General features: G+C 68.8%; 18 protein-coding genes and 1 pseudogene. 11 read left to right on the plus strand and 8 right to left on the minus strand.

Going from position 1 to position 17,703, the window contains the following annotated elements:
* Window positions 1-2 precede the first annotated feature (2 nt).
* Window positions 3-1,217 (minus strand): MFS transporter, encoded by a 1,215-nt coding sequence (locus ABD188_RS02950; RefSeq protein ID WP_344058365.1) that lies wholly within the window; start codon window positions 1,215-1,217, stop codon window positions 3-5.
* A gap of 60 nt (window positions 1,218-1,277) precedes the next feature.
* On the opposite strand from ABD188_RS02950, the gene ABD188_RS02955 reads away from it, so the two are divergent.
* The 4 genes from ABD188_RS02955 to ABD188_RS02970 all read left to right on the plus strand — a co-directional run bounded on the left by ABD188_RS02955 (window position 1,278) and on the right by ABD188_RS02970 (window position 3,443).
* A complete protein-coding gene (locus ABD188_RS02955; RefSeq protein WP_344058367.1) occupies window positions 1,278-1,685 on the plus strand; it encodes a MerR family transcriptional regulator in 408 nt (135 codons plus the stop codon).
* 98 nt (window positions 1,686-1,783) lie between these two features.
* Window positions 1,784-2,566, plus strand: a complete 783-nt coding sequence (locus ABD188_RS02960) for a hypothetical protein (RefSeq protein ID WP_344058369.1) — start codon at window positions 1,784-1,786, stop codon at window positions 2,564-2,566.
* A gap of 117 nt (window positions 2,567-2,683) precedes the next feature.
* A complete protein-coding gene (locus ABD188_RS02965) occupies window positions 2,684-2,911 on the plus strand; it encodes an RNA-binding S4 domain-containing protein (protein WP_344058371.1) in 228 nt (75 codons plus the stop codon).
* Window positions 2,912-3,056: 145 nt separating this feature from the next.
* Window positions 3,057-3,443, plus strand: coding sequence for a YciI family protein (locus tag ABD188_RS02970; protein WP_344058373.1), 387 nt, complete (start codon window positions 3,057-3,059; stop codon window positions 3,441-3,443).
* Window positions 3,444-3,608: 165 nt separating this feature from the next.
* Here ABD188_RS02970 and ABD188_RS02975 read toward each other — a convergent pair whose 3' ends face one another.
* The gene (locus ABD188_RS02975) at window positions 3,609-3,947 is read right to left on the minus strand and encodes a hypothetical protein (protein ID WP_344058375.1); all 339 of its coding nucleotides are present in this window, start codon (window positions 3,945-3,947) and stop codon (window positions 3,609-3,611) included.
* Window positions 3,948-4,150: 203 nt separating this feature from the next.
* Between ABD188_RS02975 and ABD188_RS02980 the strand changes: the two genes are divergently transcribed.
* Window positions 4,151-5,194, plus strand: a complete 1,044-nt coding sequence (locus ABD188_RS02980; RefSeq protein WP_344058377.1) for a Gfo/Idh/MocA family protein — start codon at window positions 4,151-4,153, stop codon at window positions 5,192-5,194.
* A gap of 50 nt (window positions 5,195-5,244) precedes the next feature.
* Window positions 5,245-6,066, plus strand: coding sequence for a nucleotidyltransferase domain-containing protein (locus ABD188_RS02985; protein WP_344058379.1), 822 nt, complete (start codon window positions 5,245-5,247; stop codon window positions 6,064-6,066).
* A gap of 25 nt (window positions 6,067-6,091) precedes the next feature.
* Here ABD188_RS02985 and ABD188_RS02990 read toward each other — a convergent pair whose 3' ends face one another.
* The 4 genes and pseudogenes from ABD188_RS02990 to ABD188_RS03005 form a co-directional block, all read right to left on the minus strand.
* Complete coding sequence (locus ABD188_RS02990) at window positions 6,092-6,322, minus strand: YkvA family protein (protein WP_344058381.1); 231 nt, start codon at window positions 6,320-6,322, stop codon at window positions 6,092-6,094.
* Window positions 6,323-6,359: 37 nt separating this feature from the next.
* A pseudogene (arfB, locus tag ABD188_RS02995) lies at window positions 6,360-6,789 on the minus strand (alternative ribosome rescue aminoacyl-tRNA hydrolase ArfB).
* A gap of 84 nt (window positions 6,790-6,873) precedes the next feature.
* Window positions 6,874-7,797, minus strand: coding sequence for a serine hydrolase (locus ABD188_RS03000; protein ID WP_344058383.1), 924 nt, complete (start codon window positions 7,795-7,797; stop codon window positions 6,874-6,876).
* Window positions 7,798-7,980: 183 nt separating this feature from the next.
* Window positions 7,981-10,014, minus strand: a complete 2,034-nt coding sequence (locus ABD188_RS03005) for a M13 family metallopeptidase (protein ID WP_344058385.1) — start codon at window positions 10,012-10,014, stop codon at window positions 7,981-7,983.
* Window positions 10,015-10,160: 146 nt separating this feature from the next.
* Between ABD188_RS03005 and ABD188_RS03010 the strand changes: the two genes are divergently transcribed.
* From ABD188_RS03010 to ABD188_RS03020, 3 genes are all read left to right on the plus strand, one after another.
* Entirely contained in the window at window positions 10,161-11,486 is a 1,326-nt protein-coding gene (locus tag ABD188_RS03010; protein ID WP_344058387.1) for an MATE family efflux transporter, read from the plus strand.
* A 125-nt stretch (window positions 11,487-11,611) separates the two neighbouring features.
* Window positions 11,612-12,673 (plus strand): semialdehyde dehydrogenase, encoded by a 1,062-nt coding sequence (locus ABD188_RS03015; protein WP_344058389.1) that lies wholly within the window; start codon window positions 11,612-11,614, stop codon window positions 12,671-12,673.
* Window positions 12,670-13,965, plus strand: a complete 1,296-nt coding sequence (locus tag ABD188_RS03020) for an NAD(P)/FAD-dependent oxidoreductase (protein ID WP_344058391.1) — start codon at window positions 12,670-12,672, stop codon at window positions 13,963-13,965. The genes ABD188_RS03015 and ABD188_RS03020 overlap by 4 nt, the downstream gene beginning before the upstream one ends.
* Window positions 13,966-13,970: 5 nt before the next feature.
* Here ABD188_RS03020 and ABD188_RS03025 read toward each other — a convergent pair whose 3' ends face one another.
* Complete coding sequence (locus ABD188_RS03025; RefSeq protein ID WP_344058393.1) at window positions 13,971-14,606, minus strand: TrmH family RNA methyltransferase; 636 nt, start codon at window positions 14,604-14,606, stop codon at window positions 13,971-13,973.
* Window positions 14,607-14,817: 211 nt separating this feature from the next.
* Between ABD188_RS03025 and ABD188_RS03030 the strand changes: the two genes are divergently transcribed.
* Both ABD188_RS03030 and ABD188_RS03035 read left to right on the plus strand, forming a co-directional pair.
* Window positions 14,818-16,314: an Nramp family divalent metal transporter gene (locus tag ABD188_RS03030; protein ID WP_344066832.1), complete on the plus strand. Its 1,497-nt coding sequence runs from the start codon at window positions 14,818-14,820 to the stop codon at window positions 16,312-16,314.
* Between the two features lie 25 nt (window positions 16,315-16,339).
* On the plus strand, window positions 16,340-16,975 hold the full coding sequence (locus tag ABD188_RS03035; RefSeq protein WP_344058395.1) for a metal-dependent transcriptional regulator: 636 nt from the start codon (window positions 16,340-16,342) through the stop codon (window positions 16,973-16,975).
* 34 nt (window positions 16,976-17,009) lie between these two features.
* On the opposite strand, the gene ABD188_RS03040 is transcribed toward ABD188_RS03035, so the two are convergent.
* Window positions 17,010-17,702, minus strand: a complete 693-nt coding sequence (locus ABD188_RS03040) for a VIT1/CCC1 transporter family protein (RefSeq protein WP_344058397.1) — start codon at window positions 17,700-17,702, stop codon at window positions 17,010-17,012.
* Window position 17,703: the final 1 nt, after the last annotated feature.

A 17,703-nucleotide genomic window follows, 5' to 3' on the forward strand; every position in this document is an offset into this window, starting at 1 on the left:
GCCTAGGGATTCGGATGGCGTGCCAGCAGCACACCCCCGGTTCCCACGGCCGCAGCGACCGCCATCGTGACTGCCGACACCGCAGTGCTGGTGGTCGGCGAGGTGGCTCCCCCGAGCATCCCACCGAGCCACGGCCCGACCGCGATGCCGACGTTGAAGAGCACGACGATGCCGGCGCTCGCCAGGGTTCGCGTGCGATCGGTCGACGAACGCATCAGCGCCGTCTGGATGATCGGGAAGATCGCACCGATCGCGAACCCCCATGCCACGAGACCTGCGACCACCGCGGCGATGCTGCCCGGCCACACCGTCAGCACCGAGAACGCGGCAGCGAACACGAGCAGCGTGGCGGTCAGGGCGCTACGGGGGAACCGGTCGGCGAGGAAGCCCGCCGCCACCACTCCGACCATGCCGGCCATGCCGTAGACGAAGAGCAGCCCGGCCGTCCAGTCCGCGCCGATCGACGCCGACTGCTCGAGATACGGGCGGATGTAGGTGAACGACGCGAACTGGGCGGTTGCGATGAGGACGGATGCCGCGCCGAACGCCGCGATCGCCGGCAGCGACGGGTCGCGCCACAGCGAGCCGCGGTCTCGGCGAGCACGGACGGTGCGCTCGGGAACGACCCGCGGCATCCGGATCAGCACGATGGCGGCGATGGCGAGGGAAGCGAGCGCGAGCACGACGAAGGCGATGCGCCATCCCAGCGTCTGCGCCAGCAGGGTCGCGGCAGGGAGGCCCGCCACAGTGGCGGCTGTGCCGCCGGCGGTGACGATCGAGAGTCCGCGACCGAGGTGCGACGGCGAGAGCAGCGAGCTGGCGTAGACGATGACGACCGCCCAGAACACGCCGTGAGCCAGGGCCGCGACGACTCGCGACCCGATCGCGAGACCGTAGGCCGGAACGAAGGCGGTCGCGAGGTTCGCGAGCGCGAACACGGCCAGCGCGGTGCCGATCACCAGCCGTCGGTCGAACGCAGCCGACGCCCGCGACAGTGGAATGCTCGTGAGGATCACGGTCGCCGCCCACACCGAGATGAGCAGGCCGATCTGCACGGGCTCGACGCCGAAGTCCGCTGCCATCTCGGGCATCAAGCCAGCAGGCAGCGACTCCGCGGTCACGGTCACGAACACACCGAACGCCAGGATCGCGAGCGAGCCCAGGGGAATGCGCGTCGGGCTGGTGCCGACCGGCACGGAGGCGGTGGAGATCGTCATAGATCGAGGCTAAACTTTGACATTGATGTCAATGTCAAGCCCAGAGCGGGAGAAGTCGTCATGAAGATCGGCGACCTGTCGGAGCGCACCGGGATACCGACCCGGATGCTGCGCTACTACGAGCAGCAGGGTCTCCTCGAGGCGAGCCGCACGCCGAACGGCTACCGCTCGTACGACGACTCAGATGTGGAACGCGCCACCCGAGTGCGCGGGCTGATCCAGGCAGGACTCTCGACGCGGATGGCGCGGGTCGTGCTCGACATCGAGCGCCAGAGCGAGCTCGCGACACCGCCTGACTGCTCTCGCGCGCTCGCCGAGCAGCTGGCCGAAGAGCTCGAGGCGCTCGAGGCCCGCCTGTCGTGCCTGACGAAGAGCCGCGACGCCGTAGCGCTGTATCTCGAGCGATCCCGGAACGGCGACCTGATCCCCCAGCCCGCCGGCGCCGACGCCGGTCGTCGAGCGAGCTGAGCGAGCTGAGCGATACGGTCCCGCGCTGACGGGTGAGCGCCCACGAGACGGGACCTTCGACTCTGCAGCGGGCTCGCCGCCGGCGGTTGAGTGGACCCGTGGGTGACAGTCCCGTCGTCCGCGGGATCGAGGTGGTGCTCATGGAAGCCGAAGCACTCGAAGACGTCTCGACTGCCGTCGACGTCGACGCACAATGGCGGCCGTTGCTGCTGATCGGTGCTGGCGCGGCGGTGTTCGTGGTGATCATGATCCCGATCCAGGCGCTCGTGTTCATCCTCAGCCCCCCACCACAGGCCGTCCTTGATTATTTCGACCTCTTCCAGCGCAATCCTCTGCTCGGCCTGCTCGATCTCGACGTCCTGCTCACGATCGACTACCTCGCCATGATCCCGTTCTATCTCGCCTTGTTCGTGGTCATCCGGCGAACGGCGGCGACCTCGGCACTGGTCGCCCTGGTCGCGGGCCTGTTCAGTGTGGTGCTGTTCCTGTTCTCGCGCGAAGCGACGTTCTCGATGTGGCTCCTGAGCAGCCAGCACGCATCCGCTGCCTCCGCGGCGCAGGAGGCCGCATTGGTCGCCTCCGGCCAGACACTGCTCACGCTCTACAACGGCGGCTCGTTCGGTCTCAGCTACATCCTCGGCGCGATCAGCACATTGATCTTCTCGGTCGCCATGGTCAGACACCGTGTCTTCGGGCTCCTCCCCGGGCTCGTCGGGATCATCACCGGAGTCACCATGCTCGTCCCGGCCAACCTGGGCCAGGTCGGCGTGGTGGTGGCGATGCTGTCACTGATCCCCACGGCACTGTGGCTGATCCTGCTCAGTCGCGCGTTCCTCCGCACTGCCAAGGCGATGATCCCGCCGCGGATCGCGTCAGCGTAGCGTGGGCGATTGCACCACTGGCGAAGTCGGGCGACCCGCCTGATACCGGCGCCGGACGCCTGCCCCGGTTCCCTGGGACAGGGCTCCGGGCCGCGGCCGGTCGGCTATCATTCCGGCATGTCGAACCCCACTCCGATCGACGACGTGCCGATCGGCGGTGAGGCCATCCGACTCGGGCAGTTCCTCAAGTTCGCGGGGCTCCTCGACTCCGGTGGAAACGTGAAAGAGGCCATCATCGACGGGTACGTGACGGTCAACGGCGAGGTCGATCGTCGCCGCGGGCGGCAGCTGCAGCTCGGCGACATCGTCACCTTCGAAGGACGCACGATCCGCGTCTGCCGGTGACGTGCCGATGCCGACCCTTGCGGATTTCTCGGGGATATTGTCGTATCCGAGCGTCGCCGTTCGTGGATGGGATGTGCGAACCCTTCCGGGTCGCCGTGACCGAGGACCCACGACATGGCCCTCGTCCCGACGAGAGGAGACGACAGTGACGAAATATCTGATCGCATTCAACGACGAGTGGGTGCCCTTGCACACCCCCGACGAATTGCGCAGAAAGAGCGAGGCCTCGCAAGCCGTGCTCGAGGAGATGCAGGCGGCAGGCGTCTTCCTCTACGCGGACGGAGGGATCGATGCCTCGACCGCGGTCTTCAGCGTCGTGAGCAAGGATGGCAAGCCGATCTTCACCGATGGGCCGTTCGTCGAGACCAAGGAGCACCTCGGCGGCTTCACCGTCGTGGACGTGGCGGACGATGAGGCCGCGCGCTACTGGGCAGGCCGGCTGGCCGTCTCACTGGACTGGCCCCAGGAGGTGCACCGGTTCCCCTCAGATCTCGCGGAGATCATCGAACGGCAGTCGCCCGAGAGTGACTGACGTGGCGGCATCCACCCAGGCTCTGCGGGAGACGTGACCGAATCAGCCGCCGAGGAGGCGATCGCCTGGGCCGCCTCCTGCGCACGCTCCTTCCGGATGAGGACGAGGTGACCGGCCTCTTCGCCCTGATGCTCCTCGCTGACGCCATCCGCTATCGCGGAAGACTCAGGCGAATTCGTGGATCACCCGGATGTTGCCGTCGACGGCTGTGGCATTCGCCCCGGTGTTGTGAACCGCGACGAACACACCCGTTCCGAATACCGGCACCGAGATCGCGATCGTGTTGAACCGGCCGAAGTCACCCTGCCGGGCCGTGGCGTAGCCGTTGTTCGGCGTCGGGCCGAAGTGGACGCGCCAGTGCACGTCCGGCTGCTGTGAGGTGATCGAGAACATCAGCTCGACGGTGCGGGCGTCAGCGACGTCGAAGACGGCGCTGCTGATGCGCGCACCCGCGGCAAGCGGTGTCTGGATCGGGATGAGGATGTCGTATGTCGTGGCGATCATGATGCTCTCCAGTCGTCTGTGCGGAACTCCCCCGTATTGGAGGAGCAGGTCCGCACGCGCCGTGATACCCGGGGAGCGGCGGATTTCCCGGGCTGATCTCGGACGCTCCGCGACCCGGGGTTCGGATAAGAACCCTGACTTCGGCAGACTGGAACCGACCAGACACACGCGGCCGCGACGCCCGGAAGCAAAGGATCACTCGATTGACCGTACGTATTGTGCATGTCGGCCTCGGGGGGTGGGGCGGCAACTGGGCCAGCACCGTCATCCCCACCGTCCCCGAGGTCGAGGTCGTCGCGATCGTCGACCCACACACTCCCACTCTCAAGTCCGTCGCGTCGGAGATCGGGGTCTCCGCCGAACTGTCGTTCGGCTCGTTGAGCGACGCCTTGGCGGCGGTCGAGGCCGAGGCCGTCGTCATCACGTCACCGGTTGCGACCCACGTGCCCTTGGCGTTGGAGGCGCTCGAAGCGGGGAAGCACGTGCTCGTCGAGAAGCCGCTCGCGAACACCGTGGAAGAGGCGCAGCGCGCCGCCTCGCGTGCGGAAGAACTCGGGCTGATCCTCCAGGTCAGTCAGAACTACCGCAACTACCCCGCCCCCCATGCGGTGCGCAGACTCCTGAAGGACGGTGCGCTCGGCGAGCTGGCCGCGATCAACATCGACTTCCGCAAGTGGGACAACGACGCGCCCAAGAAGACGCACCGGCACTACGCGTTCCCGCATCCGATGATCAACGACATGGCCATCCACCACTTCGACCTGCTCCGGATGATCACCGGGCACGAGGCGGTGAACGTGTTCGCAAAGGTGGGCGACCCCTCCTTCAGCAAGTACGACGAAGAAGCCTCCGCCGTCATCACGATCGAGATGGAAGACGGGCTCGTCATCAGCTATCGCGGCAGCTGGCTGAGCCGGGGACCCGAGACGGCGTGGGCGGGCGACTGGAGCATCCAGGGCGAAAAGGGCGAACTCTTCTTCACTTCGCGCGGTGGTGGCGAGAAGGAGGATGCTTCAGGGGATGTGGTGACCCTCCGGCGTCCTGGGAAGCGCAAGGCGAAGAGACTGGCGCTGGAGGACACCGCGTTGCACGACCGCGCTGCCGGCCTGGAGATCTTCGCGCGGGCGGTCACCGGCGGCCCGGCACCGGAGAGCACCGCCCGTGAGAACCTGGGCAGCCTGGCCCTCATGGAAGCGGCTGCACGCTCGGCCAGCTCGGGGCGGGTAGAACCAGTCCAGCGTCCGTGAGCGAGCAATGGCGCGGGGCGTGGAGAAAGGCATCGCGCTAGGGTCACATGATGTTCACGGACTCAGATCTGCAGAGTCTCGCGAGAGAGCTGGCTTCGGTACCCGGCGTGGCAGGCGTCGCTCTCGGCGGCAGCAGGGCGCGCGGCACTCACCGGCCCGACTCGGACGTCGACCTCGGGGTCTATGTGCGGCCCGATCTCGACCGAGCGGAACTCTCGGCGGTGGCGACACGGTGGTCGGACGCCGAGACGGTGATCGGCGAGGCCGGAAGCTGGGGGCTGTGGGTCGACAGCGGCGCCTGGCTGAAAGTCGACGGCACCAGCGTCGACCTCATCCTGCGCGACGTGCAGCGCGTGACCGATCAGTGCCGGCGCGCGGTTCGCGGACAATTCGCGTTCCACCACCAGCCCGGCCATCCCCTCGGATTTCTGGACATCGCCTACGCCGGCGAAGTCGCCCTCTGCGTTCCCGTCGCCGACTCCTCGGGACTGCTCCGATCGCTGGCGCAATCACTGAGCCCGTACCCCGCGGCGCTCCGACGATCGATACTCCACAGTCTGTGGCAGGTGGACTTCCTCCTGGACGGCGCGGGGAAGAGCGTGGACCTGGACGATGTCGGATACGTCACGCTGTGCACCACGCATGCGGTCATGCTTCTCGCTCACGGATGGCACGCCGCGGCAGGACAGTGGGTCGTCAATGAGAAAGGTCTGATCCCGGCGGTGAGCCGCCTTTCCATCGACACGCACGACTTCAGCAAGCGCGCGGCAACGCTGCTCGGCGCGATCGGAGCCACCCGCGCTCAGATGCGCCAGTCCATAGACCAGGCACGTCAACTGCCTCGCCCGGACCTCGAGCGTGACGCCGGCTAGGTCCGTCAGCCCGACCTGGTTGCGCCTACTCCGGCCTGAGGCTCGCCTGCCACCGACGCTGTTCACGCACGATGAGCACCGCGAAGATGCCCCAGATGCCGACGTCGTCCACCAGTCCCAACGGGCCGAGGACGAGCTCGGGGATCAAGTCGATCGGAACGACGGTGTAGACCAGAGCGGCGACCGCCGCGACCCATGTCGTCGGTGCGACCCGATGCTCTCGGGTCTTGATCGCCTTCAGGAAGCTCCACCACATGGGGTCAGTGTGCGGCAGAAAGCCTGGAGAAACCTGATCATTCGTAGGGTGATCGCCGCAGCCGCTTGACGTCGGTGCGCCGCTTCTTCGCTTCCAGCCGCCGTTCCTTGGCACCTCGACTCGGCTTCGTCGGTCGCCGTTGCGGTGCGGGCGCACGCAGTGCATCGGCGACGACGGTGGCCAGTCGAGCGCGCGCCGCATCCCGGTTGCGCAGTTGCGCGCGGTATTCGGATGCGGCGATCGTCAGCACGCCGTCGACAAGGCGACCGCCCAGACGCTCGAGAAGCCGCTCTCGCTGGACCGGCGAGAGGACGGCCGAGCCTGCCGCATCCCTCTACTCGGGAGTCGGCGGTGTTCACGCCCTGCCCGCCCGGGCCGGAAGACCGCGAGAACCGCCACGACAGCTCGGACTCGGGGATCGTGATTCCCGAGTCGACCCTGAGACCGGGGCGGTGGGCAGCGGGCATGGATCCATCATCCTCTTCCCCGCACGTCCGCCGACTCAATCGCGGGTCGCCACGAACACGAACTCGGGCCCCCGGGGCGACCGTCTAGAACACGTACTCCATGAGGTCGGTGCCCAGCGTCCGGAATGCCTCGTGCGCCCGCATCCGGTGCATGATCGACAGGTCGTCGAAGCACACGATGAGCGCGTACGACACACCCGCGCGGGGGCCTGCCAGAACACCGGCTTCGACGCGGACGCCGGCATCCCGACCGGTCTTGTTGACGAAGAGCAGACCGTGCTCGTCGTTCTCGTGCGAGAACGGGTCGAGGCCGGTGGCCGACGCGACGAGCGAAAGGTCGTGGTTGAGGCTCAGCCACTCCGCGACCTGGGCGCTCACGCCGACCGACACGGCCTGCGAGTTGACGAGCGCGTCGAAGACCTGGGCGAGCTCACGGGCTGATCCGAGCGCGAAGTGGGGGGCGTCATCCGGCCCCCGCTCGTCACGGAACTGGTCGAGCAGCGCCATGCGCTGGAGGCCCAGATCTTCGATCCGTGCGCGGACTGCCGGCAGGCCGACGCGGGCGAGGAGTGCGTTCGCCGCCAGTGCGTCTCCCGTCGACGCCGTCAGCACCGCGAGATCCGACAGCGGGAGTGCCGGAGCCTTGAGGTGCTGCCACACGCCGGCGACACCGACCGGTTCGACCGACGAGCGCTCGATGATCTCGAGCGGATCCAGGCGACCCGATTCGAAGCCCGCGGCCACTTCGATGAGCAGCGGCACGATGCCGAGCCCGGCTACGGGCAACGTCACGAAATCGTCTCCCGCCAGCACTGCCGTGCCTCGATCGAGATCCGTGACGCTCACCGAGACCTTCGCACCGGCGGCGGCGAGGTCATCGAGCGCCTTCAAGGTCGAGGCGAACGAGCGGCGACCGGCCGCCGCCCGCCTGGGAAGACGTCGGTTGAGGCTTCGTCGCGACCCCCGCTGCGACTCTGCTGCCCTGTTGGGCTCTGGGGGCGTGCCCACGAGCGGGCTTCCTTCCGGTGGATGAGATCGGGTGATGGGTGTGCGCCTGTCGGCGCGTTGGAACTGCATGTGTTTTTCGTTCTGTTCGGGATCGCTGGAGCTTCGGTGTTCAGTTGTGGTCGACCGGCATCCGGTCGTTCGCGCGTCAGCGCCGGCTCGCCGCGGGCCTTCGGGGGCCCGGGCTCACCAGATGGTGACGCGCTTGTCGGCGTCGAGCCAGAGGGCGTCGGACTCAGTGACGTCGAAGGCATCGTAGAACGCGTCGATGTTGCGGACGATCTGATTGCAGCGGAACTCGTTCGGCGAGTGCGGGTCGATCGTGAGCAGGCGAATGGTCTCGGCATCCCGCCCCTTCTGCTGCCAGATCTGTCCCCAGCTCAGAAGCAGTCGCTGGATGCCGGTGAACCCGTCGATCACGGGGCCCACGACGGTCTCGCCCTCGGTCTCTGACCCTTCGTCGGGCTCGGACGCTTCGACAGGCTCAGCGACCGAGGCCTTCGGATTGAGGTGGAGCGCGTAGGCCTTGAGTGCGATGCCCAGACCGCCGAGGTCGCCGATGTTCTCGCCGATCGTCAGCGCGCCGTTGACCTTGTGGTCACCCTCGAGTCCGAGGGGCGTGAGCTCGTCGTACTGCGCGATCAGGTTGGACGTCCGCTCTTCGAAGGCGGTGCGATCGTCATCGGTCCACCAGTCGCGCAGCGATCCGTCGCCGTCGAAGCGGCTGCCCTGATCGTCGAAGCCATGGCCGATCTCGTGCCCGATCACTGCCCCGATGCCGCCGTAGTTCGCCGCGGCATCCCGCTCAGCATCGAAGAACGGGTACTGCAGGATCGCCGCCGGGAACACGATCTCGTTCATGAGCGGGTTGTAGTACGCGTTGACGGTCTGCGGCGTCATGTACCACTCGTCGCGATCGATCGGCTGGCCGACCTTGTCGAGCTGGCGATCGTGCTCGTGGATGTGCGCACGCCGGACGTTGCCGATGAGGTCACCCGCGTCGATCTCGAGGGTCGAGTAGTCCTTCCACTTGACCGGGTAGCCGATCTTCGGCGTGAACGCGTCGAGTTTGGCGAGGGCGCGCTCGCGGGTCTCGGGGCTCATCCACTCGAGCTCGGCGATGGACTGCCGATAGGCCTCGATGAGGTTGCCGACGAGCTCGTCCATTGCGACCTTCGCGCTGGGCGGGAAGTGCCGGTCGACATAGACGCGCCCGATCGCCTCGCCGAGCGCGGCCTCGGTGAGGCCGACGCCGCGCTTCCAGCGCTCACGGTTGACCGGCACACCGGTCAGCTGCGTGCCGTAGAACGCGAAGTTCTCGGCGACGAACTCGTCGGACAGGAACGCGGCGCTCGCGTGGACGATGGAGAAGCGCAGCCAAGCCTTCCAGTCCTCCAGCCGCTCCTCGACGAGCAGCGAGCCGAGACCTTCGATGAAGCTCGGCTGGTAGACGTTCACCTCGGCGAACCCGTCGGGGTGAGTCGGTGCGACGCCCTCGAGCCACGGGGTCAGGTCGATGCCGATGAGGGCGCCGAGCTCATCCCACGACTTCAGGTTGTAGGTCGCGACGGCGTCACGGCTCTTGACGTTGTCCCAGTGGTGCGTGGCGAGCTCGGTCTCGAGCGCCACGATGCGGTCGGCGGAGGGGCCGGCATCCGCCACTTCCGCGAGCTCGAGCATCTTCTGCACGTGCGCGCGGAATGCCGTGCGGGTCGCCTCGAAGTTCTCGAGCCGGTAGTAGCTCTCGTCCGGCAGCGAAAGTCCGCCCTGGATGAAGAACGGCACGTACCGCTGCGGGTTGCCCGGATCGGGCTCGATGTACAGGTGGACCAGTCCGGCGACGCCGTCACGCTCGAGTTCGCCGACGGTGCGGAGGAACTCGGGGATGCTCGTCACGGCATCCACTCGGGCGAGCTGCTCGACGAGCGGCGAGCCGCCGAGCGACGCGATGCGCTCGGTGTCCATGAAGCTCGTGTACAGATCGCCGATCTTGCGGGCCTCGGTGCCCGGCTCGGCCGTCTGCGACTCTTCGATGATCGCGTGGACGTCCTTCTCCGCCTGCTCGGCGATGAGGTGGAACGAGCCCCACCGCGCCTTGTCGTCGGGGATCGCGGTGCGTTCGATCCACGCGCCGTTGACATAGCGGAACAGGTCGTCCTGGGGGCGGATCTCAGCACTGAGCTCGTCGAGCGCCAGACCCGATTCGGGGGCATCGGTCATTGGTCCAGGATATGCTCCCCCGGGCCCGGGATCCGTCCGTCGCCCCCATCCTCAACGGTTACGGACACGACACGCCGTGATCGGCGAGCGCGCCACGGCGTGTCGCGTCCGTAACCGGGTGGGGGCGGGACTCGTAGGCTCGGAGCGTGACAGGAACCGGGCCGGCGCTGAACCGCGACATCCTGCGCCTCGCGGTCCCGGCGCTCGGCGCACTCATCGCCGAACCGCTGTTCCTCATCGTCGACTCGGCGCTCGTCGGGCACCTCGGGGTGACCCCGCTCGCCGGTCTCGGCATCGCGTCGGCCGTGCTGCAGACGATCGTCGGCCTGATGGTCTTCCTGGCATACTCGACGACCCCCGCCGTCGCGCGCCGGTTCGGCGCGGGCAGCTTCTCGAAGGCGGTCTCGGTCGGCATCGACGGGATGTGGCTGGCCCTGGCCATCGGCGCGGTCCTGGCCCTCGTGGGATACCTCGCCACGCCGTTCCTCGTCGGCCTCTTCGGCGCGACACCCGCCGTCTCGGAGCAGGCGGTGACGTATCTCGGGATCTCGATGTGGGGGCTGCCCGCGATGCTGATCGTGTTCGCGGCGACCGGACTCCTGCGCGGGATGCAGGACACGGTCACGCCGCTGTGGATCGCCGGAATCGGATTCGGCGCCAACGCCCTGCTCAATTGGCTGTTCATCTATGGCCTGGGGTGGGGCATCGCGGGGTCGGCGGCCGGCACCGTCCTCGCGCAGTGGGGCATGGTCGGCGCGTTCGTCGTGGTGATCGGACGGCTCGCGCGCACGCACTCGGCATCCGTCCGCCCGCACCGGCAGGGCGTGAGCGGATCGGCGCGGTCGGGCGGCTGGCTGTTCCTGCGAACGGTATCGCTGCGCATCGCCCTGCTCGCGACCGTGGTGGTCGCCACCGGCCTCGGTACCGAGGAGCTCGCCGGATGGCAGGTCGCCTTCACGATCTTCTCGACCGCGGCGTTCGCGCTCGACGCGCTCGCCATCGCCGCGCAGGCGCTCATCGGCAAGGGCCTCGGCGCCGGCGAGGAGGACTTCGTGCGCCGTGTGCTCGGTCGCACCGTGGCGTGGGGGGTGTGGTTCGGCGTCATCGTCGGAGCGGTCATCGGCGCGCTGTCGGGAGTCATCGGACTGCTCTTCACGGGTGACCCGGCTATCGCCGCGCTCGTCCAGCCCGCGCTCATCGTGCTCGCCGTGGCGCAGCCCGTGTGCGGTGTCGTGTTCGTGCTCGACGGCGTGCTCATCGGTGCCGGCGACGCCAGATACCTCGCGATCGCCGGAGTGCTCAACTTGATCCCGTTCGTCCCTGCGCTCGTGCTCGTCGCGGCGCTGCATCCGACCGGCGCGGCAGGACTCGCGTGGCTCGCGGTCTCGTTCTTCGGCGTGTACATGCTCGCTCGCCTGGCCACCCTCGGCTGGCGGGTGCGGGGCCATACCTGGATGACCGTCGAGGTCTGACCCGTCATCGGTCTGACCCGTCATCGCTCTGCACGGCGGAGTATCACGACGCGCGGTATCACGACGTTCCTCGGCGCCTCCTAACCCGCATGGCGCGCACTCGGCGGCGCCGGGAGGAGCGACCCGTGTCCGGTTCCGGAACCTTCGCGTTCACCGTCCATCCCCGCGCACGCCTCGGCGAGGATCTCGCCCGCCTCTGGAAGCCGTTGAGACACCTGCCCGAGGCGTTCTACGACACCGCCCTCCGTCGGCTGCCGCTTCCGCCGGTGACGATGGCGGCCGTTCGCATCGGCGGAGAATCCGTCGGGCATGTGGTCCTCGTCCCGTTCGGTGCACGGCACCTGCTCGCGGACATCGAGGGCGGCAGGCGCCGGGTGGGCCTGGCCGTCGACCGGGCGGTCGCCCTCGGCGCGGACGTGGTCGGTCTCGGCGCGCTCACGGCGACGGTCACCGCCGGGGGAGCCACGCTTCGCGAGCGCACCGACATCGGCGTGACGAACGGCAACGCGTTCACCGCCGCTATCGTCGAGGACCAGATCCGGATGCTGCTCCCCCGCGTGGCGGAGCGCGCCGGCCGTCCGCACATCGCCGTCGTCGGCGCAAGCGGCAGCGTGGGCACGGCCGTGACGAAGCTGCTGGCTCGGGACCCCGCAGGCACGCGTCTGACACTCATCGCGCGCACCGCGCCCCGGGTGAATGCGCTTGCAGCATCCGTAGCCGCCGATGTGGAGGTCTCGGTCGCGCACACCATCGACGCGGTCGTCGACGCCGACCTGGTCGTGCTGCTGACGGCGTCGGCGGATGCGCTGCTCGGCGCCGAGCACGTGGCTCCCGGAGCGGTGGTGATCGACGCGACACAGCCACGGAACACGTCACCCCGGCTCGCCGTGGACCGACCGGACGTGCTCGTCGTGGACGGCGGCATCGTCTCGATCCCCAGTCTGAGGATCATGGGCGGCGACATCGGACTGCCCGACGGCCGCTCGTATGCGTGCTTCGCAGAGACCGCGATCCTCGCGCTCACCGGACACACCGGCCATTTCGCGGTGGGCAATCCGACGCTCGACCAGGTCGACGAGATCCGTGAGCGAGCCTATGCACTCCGCCACTTGGGATTCCATGCTGCTGAGCCCTCGAGCTTCGGCAGACCGGTCTCCCTCGAGCCCCGGACGGCGGTGATCGCATGAACCGCATCGTGCTGCTGGGCGGCGGTTATGTCACGCTCCACGCGTACGCGAACATCGTGCGGCGCTCGGGCCGCGAAGTGCGGCACGGCGACGTCGAGATCGTCGTCATCTCGGCCGATCGCGCGCACCGGTTCCACGGCTTCACGGGCGAGCTCATCACGGGCGTGGTCGACCGGGACCGCCTCGCAACTCCTCTGGACGAGGCGATGCCGCTGGCGCGCATCATCCTCGGCCGAGCCGTCGACATCGACCCCGAGGGGCGCCGCGTCTCCTACCGCGCCGGTGACGACGCGGCGGTCGAGACCCTCGACTACGATCACCTCGTCGTCGGCACCGGAGCCAGGGAGCCGATCGCGGAGGTCACCGGCCTGCGCCGTCACGGCTTCACCCTTCGTGGGCCGGACGAGGTCGGTGCGCTCGCCGACCGCCTGGCCAGTGCACCGGGCTCGCCCGTCGTCGTCATCGGCGGCGGTGTGGCTGGTGTCGAGCTGGCTGCGGCGATCGCCGGTCGCGGACATCCGGTCTCGCTTGTGCACTCCGCACCGCGAATTCTCGGCGAATGGGATGACCAGCCCCGGCTGGTCGCGCGCGCCGAGACCGAGCTGACGGACCTGGGCGTCACCGTTCTGGCTGATCGACGCGTGGTGGAAGTCACATCCGCCACCGCCCGGCTATCGGATGGCGCTGTGCTCGAGTGCGCCACGATCGTGGCGGCGACCGGGCAGCGCCCGGTGCGCATCCCGGGTCTGGATCGCTGGCGCGACGATCGCGGCCGACTTCGCACGCATCCCACCCTCTCGGTCACCGCGGGAGTGTGGGCAGCGGGAGATGCCGCCCACGTGAGGCACCCGGTGACGCGGCGCGCCGTGCCGGCCAACGCCCTCTGGGCCGTGAAGGGCGGCGATCACATCGGGCGTGCGATCGCTCGCGAGCTGCGCGGACGCCGAGCTGCGCGATTCGGATTCCGCGGACTCGGGCGCGCCGCCGCGTTCGGCTTCGGCGAGGGGATCGCCGAGCTGTACGGCATCCCCCTGACCGGCGCCACCGCCTGGGTGCTGCGCCTCGTGTTCTTCCTCCGCTTCATGCCCTCGCGGCGCCGCGCGGCCGGAGTCGTCGCCGACGTCGCGCGTTTCGTCCTGGCCCCGCCGGCCGAGCGCTCGGCGTCGAGCCTCGGGTCCCGGTCCGGGTCCTGGCTCGGGTCCGGGTCCGGGTCCGGGTCCGGGTCCGTTTACGGACACGACACGCCGCGTCGCGCGAGCGGCCGGCGGCGTGTCGCGTCCGTAAACGGATAAGAGGGTCATGCCCAGCGGCGGCACCACTCGTACATGACGACCGCGCCGGCGGCACTCGCGTTGATCGAGCGGGTGGAGCCGTACTGGGTGATCTCCACGACTCCGGATGCCGCCGCCACCGCTTCGGGCGACAGTCCGGGCCCCTCCTGCCCGAACAGCAGCACGCATCGTTCGGGCAGTTCGGCACGGTCGAGCGGCACAGAGCCCTCGACGTTGTCGATCGCGATGATGGGGAGGGATGCGGCATCCGCCCATGCGGCGAAAGCCGCGACATCCTCGTGATGACGCACGTGCTGGTAGCGGTCAGTGACCATCGCGCCGCGCTTGTTCCAGCGCCGGCGGCCCACGATGTGCACCTCGGCGGCGAGGAAGGCGTTCGCGCTGCGGACGATGGATCCGATGTTCATGTCGTGCTGCCAGTTCTCGATCGCGACATGGAAGGGGTGCCGCTGGAGGTCGAGGTCGGCGACGATCGCGTCCAGCGACCAGTACCGGTAGCGGTCGATCACGTTGCGGGTGTCGCCATGCGCGAGCAGTTCGTGGTCGTAGCGGGGGTCGTCGGGCCATGCGCCGGCGCCGCCTGGCCACGGCCCGACACCGTGCGGGAGGGTCGGCTCGGGGTCGGGTTCGGTGTTGGTCACCGCGCCAGGCTAGTTCGCGGAGGGTGGCGGCCGTAACGCGGGCGTCCTGGCACCTGCGCGCTTCGCCAGATCAGGTGGTTCGACCAACACAGGAAGATCCGCGACCGTCGTGGCCTGAATCAGCGAGATCACCTGTTCTGGGTACCGCGCACATCTTTCGGTCGGCCGAAAAACAATCTACGATTTCGGTATGCCGAAAACTGGCGCTTCGATGGAGATCGCACCGCCGACGCCTGCGCCTTCGACGAAGCACCTCGCGTGGCTGATAGGTCCTGCGCTCGTGGCGGGCGTGGCTTATCTCGACCCCGGAAACGTCGCGAGCAACATGACCGCGGGAGCCGTGTACGGCTATCTGCTGGTGTGGGTCGTCGTGCTCGGCAATGTCATGGCGTGGCTGATCCAGTACCTGTCCGCGAAGCTCGGCATCGTCACCGGGCGGAGCCTTCCCGAGATGCTCGGCCGGCGCATCGGCAACCGATGGGCACGGCGTGCGTACTGGCTGCAGGCCGAGCTGGTCGCGATGGCGACCGACATCGCGGAGGTGATCGGCGGAGCGGTCGCGCTCAACCTGCTGTTCGGCATCCCGCTGCTCTGGGGTGGACTGATAACCGGGACGGTGTCACTCGTGCTGCTCGTGGTGCAGTCGCGCCGCGGCCCGCGCACATTCGAGTTCGTGATCATCGGGCTCGTCGCGATCATCGCGATCGGCTTCACGTTCGGCGTGTTCATCGCGCCGCCCGACGCCGGCGCGATCGTCGGCGGGCTGGTGCCGCGGTTCGAGGGCACCGGATCGGTGCTGCTGGCGGCATCCATCCTCGGCGCCACGATCATGCCCCACGCGATCTATGCGCACAGTGCCCTCGCTCGCGACCGCTTCGCGCCGACGGATGCCGGGGGCCGGGCGGCGTCGGACCCTTCGACAGGCTCAGGGACCGATGCACGCGCAGGCTCAGGGACCGATGCACGCGCAGGCTCAGGGACCGATGCACGCGCAGGCTCAGGGACCGATGCACGCGCAGGCTCAGGGACCGATGCACGCGCAGGCGCAGTGACCGATGCGGGCTCAGCCCGTTACCGCCGGACGGCCTCGAACCCAGACGAGGGACCGGCGCAGATCCGCATCGAGATCCCGCTCGAGGAGCTGCGCGGCATCCCGACCTCACGACTGCTGCGCGCAACGCGCTGGGACGTGTCGATCGCGATGATCATCGCGGGCACGGTGAACCTCTGCATCCTGCTGCTCGCCGCGGCCAACCTCGCGGGCGTGCCCGGCACCGCCACGCTCGAGGGCGCGTACAACGCGTTGAGCGCCGGGCTCGGGCCGCTCGTCGCTACGCTGTTCGCCGTCGGCCTCCTCGCGAGCGGGCTCGCCTCGACCTCGGTCGGCGCCTACGCGGGTGCCGAGATCATGCACGGCCTCCTGCACATCCGAGTGCCGCTGGTCGCCCGGCGGCTGGTCACCCTCATCCCCGCGCTCATCATCCTCGGCGCGGGTGTGGATCCGACCCTCGCGCTGATCCTGAGCCAGGTCGTGCTGTCGTTCGGCATTCCGTTCGCACTCGTTCCGCTGGTCGCCCTCACCGCCAACCGCGAGGTGCTGGGTGTGCACCGCAATCGCCTCGCGACGACGATCGCCGGGATCGCGGCATCCGTGTTCCTCATCGCGCTCAACGCGATCCTGCTCTGGCTGGTGCTCACCGGAGCCTGACGACCTCGGCCGGTACCCTGAAGCCGTGGCCTCCCCTGCCGTCGACGACTACCTCAAGACGATCTATCACCACACCGAGTGGCAGACCGATCGCATCACGCCGTCGCAGCTCGCCGCCGAGCTCGGACTCGCGCCTTCGAGCGTCACCGAGATGGTGCAGAAGCTCGCGGCACAGGGCCTCGTCACGCATCGGCCGTACGGTCCGATCGCGCTGAGCGATGAGGGCGAGCGGCGAGCGGCGGCGATCATCCGCCGCCATCGGCTCATCGAGACGTGGCTCGTCCGCGAGTTCGGATACGCATGGGACGAGGTGCACGACGAGGCCGAGGTCCTGGAGCACTCCCTCAGCGACCGCCTGCTCGAGCGCATCGACGAGCGGCTCGGGCGGCCACGGTTCGATCCGCACGGCGATGCGATTCCGGATGCCGCGGGCCACGTCGATCGCGAACCCTTCGTGCTGCTCGCCTCGGCATCACCCGGTCACGCCGGACGCGTGCTGCGCGTGAGCGACCGCGACGCGAGCCTGCTGCGCGCGATGGAGGCGGCCGGAGTCGCCGTCGGTGCCGACGTGATGGTGACGGATGCCGGAACCCTCCGCATCGGTGCCTCCGAGGTCGCGCTGCCCGTGGGGGCCGCCGACGCCGTATGGCTCAGCGCCTGAGCAGGCGACCCGTCCGGGCGCAGGGCTCCGTGCGTCAGAAGAAGAGCGAGCCCGCGAGGTAGCTCACGCCCATGGTCCCGAGGCCGACCACAAGGCTGCGCACCAGCATCCGGAGCGCAGAGAGGCGTCCGAGACCCGCTGCCACGAGCGAGGTCAGCGCGAGGGAGACCACGACGGCCACGAGGATCGCCCAGGTCTCGATCGCGACGGGGGCGAAGTACGTGATGAGCACCGGCACCGCCGCACCGATCATGAACGCCACGGCCGTCTCGAAGCCCGACCACCACGGCGCCGCCGGAGCGAGGATCTCCTCGAGCCCGTGCTCGGCGTCGAGCTGCGCGGCCAGGGCGTCGCGGGCGGTCAGCTGCTCGGCGACCTCCCGCGCGAGGGCCGGCGCGAGACCCCTGCCCTGCCAGTACTCGGCGAGCTCGGCCAGTTCCCCGACCGGATCCTGCTCGAGCTCGGCTCGTTCCTCGTCGGCGATCTTGAGCTGCGCCTCGCGCTCGGCGGCGACCTCGGCCCACTTCGCCCCGCCCGCGCTCAACCCACCGGCGAGCATCGAAGCGACCGACGCATAGAGCAGCAGCTGGTCACCCGCACCGGCACCCGCGAAACCCTGGAGCAGACCCGCGGTCGCGATGATCCCGTCATTGGCGTCGATCGCCCACGACGACTCGCGGACTCTCCGGATCATCCGGGCCCACAGCGACGTCGCAGCTGACGGCATC

The organism is Microbacterium pumilum (assembly GCF_039530225.1).
GTDB lineage: Bacteria > Actinomycetota > Actinomycetes > Actinomycetales > Microbacteriaceae > Microbacterium > Microbacterium pumilum.

Excerpts from the sequence above, each read along its gene's own strand:
- ABD188_RS02990 (WP_344058381.1), bottom strand. The coding sequence starts at position 6,322 with ATGTGGTGGAGCTTCCTGAAGGCGATCAAGACCCGAGAGCATCGGGTC.
- ABD188_RS03030 (WP_344066832.1), top strand. The coding sequence starts at position 14,818 with ATGGAGATCGCACCGCCGACGCCTGCGCCTTCGACGAAGCACCTCGCG.
- ABD188_RS02965 (WP_344058371.1), top strand. The coding sequence starts at position 2,684 with ATGTCGAACCCCACTCCGATCGACGACGTGCCGATCGGCGGTGAGGCC.
- ABD188_RS03020 (WP_344058391.1), top strand. The coding sequence starts at position 12,670 with ATGAACCGCATCGTGCTGCTGGGCGGCGGTTATGTCACGCTCCACGCG.
- ABD188_RS02985 (WP_344058379.1), top strand. The coding sequence starts at position 5,245 with ATGTTCACGGACTCAGATCTGCAGAGTCTCGCGAGAGAGCTGGCTTCG.
- ABD188_RS02950 (WP_344058365.1), bottom strand. The coding sequence starts at position 1,217 with ATGACGATCTCCACCGCCTCCGTGCCGGTCGGCACCAGCCCGACGCGC.
- ABD188_RS03005 (WP_344058385.1), bottom strand. The coding sequence starts at position 10,014 with ATGACCGATGCCCCCGAATCGGGTCTGGCGCTCGACGAGCTCAGTGCT.
- ABD188_RS03040 (WP_344058397.1), bottom strand. The coding sequence starts at position 17,702 with ATGCCGTCAGCTGCGACGTCGCTGTGGGCCCGGATGATCCGGAGAGTC.
- ABD188_RS02955 (WP_344058367.1), top strand. The coding sequence starts at position 1,278 with ATGAAGATCGGCGACCTGTCGGAGCGCACCGGGATACCGACCCGGATG.
- ABD188_RS02975 (WP_344058375.1), bottom strand. The coding sequence starts at position 3,947 with ATGATCGCCACGACATACGACATCCTCATCCCGATCCAGACACCGCTT.